Annotated in this window: 4 protein-coding genes; 1 reads left to right on the plus strand and 3 read right to left on the minus strand. The window is 69.5% G+C overall.

Annotated elements, in window-relative coordinates; translation table 11 throughout:
* A partial coding sequence (locus KN815_RS19325) for an OmpL47-type beta-barrel domain-containing protein (RefSeq protein ID WP_372458399.1) occupies positions 1-620 on the minus strand: 620 nt, incomplete at its 3' end.
* Between the two features lie 62 nt (positions 621-682).
* Positions 683-3,139: a ThuA domain-containing protein gene (locus tag KN815_RS19330; RefSeq protein WP_216343198.1), complete on the minus strand. Its 2,457-nt coding sequence runs from the start codon at positions 3,137-3,139 to the stop codon at positions 683-685.
* Between the two features lie 245 nt (positions 3,140-3,384).
* On the opposite strand from KN815_RS19330, the gene KN815_RS19335 reads away from it, so the two are divergent.
* Positions 3,385-4,389, plus strand: a complete 1,005-nt coding sequence (locus KN815_RS19335; RefSeq protein WP_216343199.1) for a multicopper oxidase domain-containing protein — start codon at positions 3,385-3,387, stop codon at positions 4,387-4,389.
* 86 nt (positions 4,390-4,475) lie between these two features.
* Here KN815_RS19335 and KN815_RS19340 read toward each other — a convergent pair.
* Positions 4,476-5,516 (minus strand): S1 family peptidase (locus KN815_RS19340; protein ID WP_216343200.1); only part of this gene is annotated, 1,041 nt, incomplete at its 5' end.

A 5,516-nucleotide genomic window follows, 5' to 3' on the forward strand; every position in this document is an offset into this window, starting at 1 on the left:
ACGGCCCGGTAGCGGATGGTGTGCTGGCCCACCTGGTGGACCATCACCGGGGCGGTGTACGGCTGGAACGCCGCGTCCCCCTCCGCGAACTCGATCCGGTCCACGCCCGAGCCCTCGTCGGTGGCGGACACCGTGACGGTGGCCATCCCGATGTAGGCGCCGTCCGCGTTCTTCTCGCCCTCGACCTTCGCCGTGGCGTCGGGCGCGGTGGTGTCCTCGCCACCGCCGCCGTCGGTGACCACCAGGATGCCCTGCATCTGGCCGTGGCCGGGGATGGTGCAGTGGTAGCGGTAGCGGCCGGGGCTGAGGGTGACCTCGGCGGTGTGCTTGCCGCCGCTGTCGTCCGAGGGGTTGGCCAGGATGTTCAGCGGGACGTCGTTGTTGTACTCGGGGTCGGAGACGTCGAACGTCAGGGTGTGCGGCATCCCCATGGTGTTGCCGGTGGCCGTGCTGTTCTCGAAGACGATGGTGGTCTTCCCGGCGACCGCGGTGGTGGGCGCCGAGGCGTACTTGGTGATGTCGTCACCCGCGGTCCAGGTGAGGGTCTGCTGTGCGGCCTGCCGGGTGTCGTTCTGCCCGTGGGCCGCCGTCGCCGTCGCCGAGCCGAGCCCGAGGATCATGAGCAGCGCGGCGAGGAGGGGCAGCCAGGATCTGCTGGGTTTGGGGCGCCTTCGTTTCACGGTCACTCCGCCTTCCTGACCAGATCCTGGGCGAGCGGAGTGGGCTCGCCGCCGGTGTAGGTGATGTGCCACAGCGCCGACTTGGAGTCGGAGGTGAAGAAGCCGCGCCCGTAGTCGAGGACGTAGAGCGAGCCGTCCGGGGCGAACTTCCAGTCCATGAGGTTGCGGATGCCGTCGGCGCCCACCGGGATGATCTTCTTGAGGGTTTCGGCGTGCACCGGCAGACCGCCCTTGCCGACGGTCTTCGGGTCGGTCACCACCGCGTGGCGCGGCTGGTCGCCGTCGTAGAAGTCGCCGACGAACCACTTGCCGTCCCAGTAGGCGGGCCACTTGGTGGTCGATTTGCTGTCGGCGTCATAGCGGTAGACCGGGCCGTTCATGGTGGCCTGGCCGCCGCCCTTGAGCCACGGCAGCAGGAACTTGGCCTCGGACGCCTTGTAGCTGGGGATGCCGTTGGCGTCCCGCGGATAGTCGGGGGCGCCGCCCTGCGGCGAGTACCAGATGGTGTTCCCGGTGATGGGCGGCAGGTTCACCAGACCGTTGTTGTTGGGTGACTCGTTCTTGGGGTGGTCGCAGTCGTACCAGCCCAGGGGCTTGCTGGGGTCGGGCAGATTGCGGTCCCGGTAGGGCTGCTTGTTGCCCATGCAGAACGGCCAGCCGTGATTGCCCGCCTTGGTGATGGCGGCGAAGGTGTCGTACTTGGCCGGGCCCCAGGTGGTGCTGGGCTCGCCCGCGTCGGGGCCGACCCAGCCCGCGTAGAGGATGTCGGTCTTCTGGTCCACGAAGATCCGGGCCGGGTTGCGCACCCCCATCACATAGATCTCGCCACGGGTCTTGCCCCCGCCCTCGTCGGGCTCCTTACCGGTGAAGAGATTGCCCTCGGGGAGGGTGTAGGTGCCGTCGTCCTCGGGGTGGATCCGCAGGATCTTGCCGTTGAGGTTGTTGGTGTTGCCCGCGGTGCGGCGGGCGTCGGAGAAGGAGACACCCTTGTAGTTCGGCTGCGGGTTGTTGCCCGAGTAGCCGTCGCTGAACTGCGAGGAGTTGTTGTCGCCGGTGGCGATGTAGAGATTGCCCTTGGAGTCCCAGGACATCCCGCCGCCCGCGTGGCAGCAACTGTGGATCTGGACCGGCCAGGACAGCAGGACCTTCTCCGAGCCCAGGTCCAGCTTGTTGGTCTTCAGGTCCAGGGTGAACCGGGAGACGCGGCGCTCGGCCATCTGGGTGTCCCGGTTGATCCGGGAATGCGGGGTGTAGTGGAGATACACCCAGCCGTTGTCGAGGAAGTCCGGGTCCAGCTCGATACCGAGCAGCCCCTCCTCGTTCTTGATCAGCTCATCGCCGCCGCCCTTGTTGCCGAAGACGGTCACGGCGCCCGCGAGCGTCACCTTTCCGGTGGCCGGGTCGTAGACATGGATCTGGCCCTGGCCCTTGCCGATCTCCGGGTCGTTCCAGTCGGTGACCACGGGCGCGCTGTTGTCACCGCCGCCGCGGCCGATGTAGAGCACCCGGCCGTCCTTGGCGACGACGAGGCCGTGCGGCTCGCCGATCTGGTCCGACTGGCCCGGCTGATTGGGCTTGGTGACCCGCTCGGCCTTGTAGTTCGCGTTGATGGTGGCCTTGCAGTCGGCGGTCGAGAGCCGGGTGGTCCACAGCAGCGCGCCCCGCAGATGGGCACGGAAGTCGGTCTCCTGGAAGGTGGCGACCGTACCGCCCATACCGGTGTAGAAGGAGCGGCCGCCGTCGTAGTCACGGCACCAGGAGATCGGGTGGTCCCAGCCGTTGGCGCCGGTGCCCGGCCGGTAGCTGGACTCCCGGACCCGGGCCACGGTGTGCACCGTGCCCGACGGGTTGTTCTTCCAGTTCAGCCAGGTGTCCGTGCGCTTCCACTCCAGCGGCAGCTCCTTGGTGGCCGGGTGGACGCGGTCGCCCACCTCCACCACGGCCCGCTGGGCGGTGCCCGGGCTGGTGGCCGCCGGGCGGGCGCCGATCAGCCCGCTGTACCAGTCGGAGTACGGCTCGTTGCGGGCCGCGTCATGGATGCCGAGGAAGCCGCCGCCCGCCTTCATATACGCCTCGAGCCCCGCCTCCTGCTCGGGGTCGAGCACATCGCCGGAGCCGGTCAGGAAGACCACGGCGTTGTACTTGCCGAGCCTGGGCTTGGTGAAGACCGAGGCGTCGGCGGTGGCGTCGACGGTGAACCGGGTCGCCGCCGGGCCCTGATTGCCGATCTTCTCGATGGCCTCGATGCCCGCGTTCACCGTGGCCGGCTCATCCCCCGCCGAGCCGTGGAACACCAGGACCCGGACGTTGTCCCCGCCGGGCGGGGACGGCAGCGTGAGTGGCGCACGATCCTCGGGCCGGGCGCTGGCGGGGGTCCCGCCCAGCAAGGTCGCGGTGAGCGCGCCGAAGAGCAGCGCCGCCACCCCCGCGCGTCTCTTCCGCAGCCGACCGACTGTCATCCCTCGCCATCTTGAGGGCATTTGGTACGGTTTGTCCCGCATGGGTCACCCATCCCTCTCACATACCGGAAACCACCGCTGAAGGAAGCTAGACGGCTTTTCGCAACACGCCAATAGCTATGACCGCAACTCAACGAACTTTGTCCTGAGTGTGGATGAACGAGGCTCCCCCGGCTACCGTGAAAGCACCCCGGGGCATCTGCGCATCGTCAACGGCAGGGGATCCACAGCGATTTGGGAGAACGATGAGCGACGCACCCGGCATCACCTCCAGACGCGGTCTCAGCAGACGGCTCTTCACCGGCGGCGCGGCCGCCGCGGCCGTCGGACCGCTGGCACTCACCTCCTCGGCCGCCGCGAAGGCGCCGAAGGCCCCGTCCGGCGCGGTCCGGACGGCGGCCGCGGGCGGAGTGGTCCGCCATCTCAAGCTCTACGCCGAGAAACTGCCGGACGGCCAGATGGGCTACGGCCTCGAGAAGGGCAAGGCCACCATCCCCGGTCCGCTGATCGAGCTGACCGAGGGCGACACCCTGCACATCGAGTTCGAGAACACCATGGACGTCACGGCCAGCCTCCATGTGCACGGCCTGGACTACGACGTCGCCAGTGACGGCACCCAGCTCAACCGCAGCGCCGTGGAGCCGGGCGGCACCCGCACCTACACCTGGCGCACCCACGCCCCGGGCAAACGCGCCGACGGCACCTGGCGGCCGGGCAGCGCGGGCTACTGGCACTACCACGACCACGCGGTGGGCACCCCGCACGGCACCGGCGGCCTCCGGAAGGGGCTGTACGGCCCCGTGGTGGTGCGGCGGGCGGGTGACATCCTGCCGGACAAGCAGTTCACCATCGTCTTCAACGATATGACGATCAACAACAAGTCGGGCCATGAAGCCCCCGAGTTCCGGGCCACGGTGGGCGACCGTGTCGAGATCATCATGATCACGCACGGCGAGTACTACCACACCTTCCATATGCACGGGCACCGCTGGGCGGACAACCGCACCGGACTGCTGGAGGGCCCGGGCGATGTGAGCCGGGTCATCGACAACAAGATCACCGGTCCGGCCGACTCCTTCGGCTTCCAGGTGATCGCCGGGGAGAACGTCGGCGCCGGCGCCTGGATGTATCACTGCCATGTCCAGAGCCACTCCGACATGGGCATGGCCGGGCTGTTCCTGGTCGCCAAGGCCGATGGCACCATCCCCGGCCACGACCCGCACGGGCTGTCCGCGCACCACCACGGATAGGCGGCGAAACGATTCGACGGGGCGGGCCGCCGGGCCCGCCCCGTCGTCTTTTCGGATTGCCGCCGTATTGCCGCCGTATTGCCCCGTCAGGCGGTGTGCAGCCGCAGGCCGTACACCGACAGGATCTCGTTGATCGGCTGGTACCAGGTCTCGCCGCCACTGGAGCAGTTGCCCCAGCCGCCCGAGGTCACGCCCTGGGCCTGGTCGCCGCTGATGAACGAGCCTCCGGAGTCACCGCCCTCGGCGCACACACTGGTCTTGGTCATCTCGTACACGGCGCCCTGGCTGTAGTTCACGGTCTCGTTCTTGGCCAGCACCGTGCCGCAGTGCCAGTGGGTGGTGGAGCCGGAACGGCAGATGGAGGCGCCGACCGGGGCCTCGTTGGAGCCGCGGACCAACTGGTCGGGAACGGTGCCCCAGCCGAGCACCACCGGCACGGTCCACCAGCCGCTGCCGACGCTGACGTAGGCGTAGTCGTTGCCGGGGAAGGAGGAGCCCTGGAAGTTGCCGATGTACGAGCCGTCCCAGCCGCTGACCGAGCCGCCCGCCCGGCCGCAGTGCCCGGCGGTGACGAAGCCGCCCTGGACCGAGAAGCCTATGGAACAGCGGACGTTGCCGGTGTAGTACGGGTCGCCGCCGACCGTACCGGCGGCGAAGGTCGTCGGCGCCTGGGCGGGGGCCTTCTCGACGGTGACCGGGACCGAGGACGCGCGCTTTGCCTCGCGGAGGAACGCGCGGACGGCGGTGTCGCCCTCGCGGCCCTCGCGGACCCGGACCACGACGCCGCCCGCGCGGGGGTCGGCGCTCCAACTGCTCACCCCGGCCGGGGCGGCCTTCTTGCGGGCCTGGTCATCGAGGCGCGCCTTGGCCGCGTCGAGCGCGGCGGCGCCGTGCTTCACGATCCGGGTGGTGGCGCCCGTGGCCCGTACCGACGCGGCCCGCTCGGCGCTGGTGACGCCGACGACCAGCTTTCCGCTGCTCGTGTCGAACCACGAGCCGCCGTAGGACGCGCCCGCGGCGCGCTCGGCCTTGGGCTCCAGCCTCATGGCGGCGGCCTCCTGGCCGAGCCGCTCGCGCGCCTGGTCCGCGGTCAGGCCGAGGTCCCGGCCGAGCGCGCGGACGAGACC

The sequence above is a fragment of the Streptomyces niphimycinicus genome, assembly GCF_018883605.1.
Lineage (GTDB): Bacteria > Actinomycetota > Actinomycetes > Streptomycetales > Streptomycetaceae > Streptomyces > Streptomyces niphimycinicus.

What these genes read in the sequence shown, in the direction of transcription:
- KN815_RS19330 (WP_216343198.1), bottom strand. Translation starts at nt 3,139, where the DNA reads ATGACAGTCGGTCGGCTGCGGAAGAGACGCGCGGGGGTGGCGGCGCTG.
- KN815_RS19335 (WP_216343199.1), top strand. Translation starts at nt 3,385, where the DNA reads ATGAGCGACGCACCCGGCATCACCTCCAGACGCGGTCTCAGCAGACGG.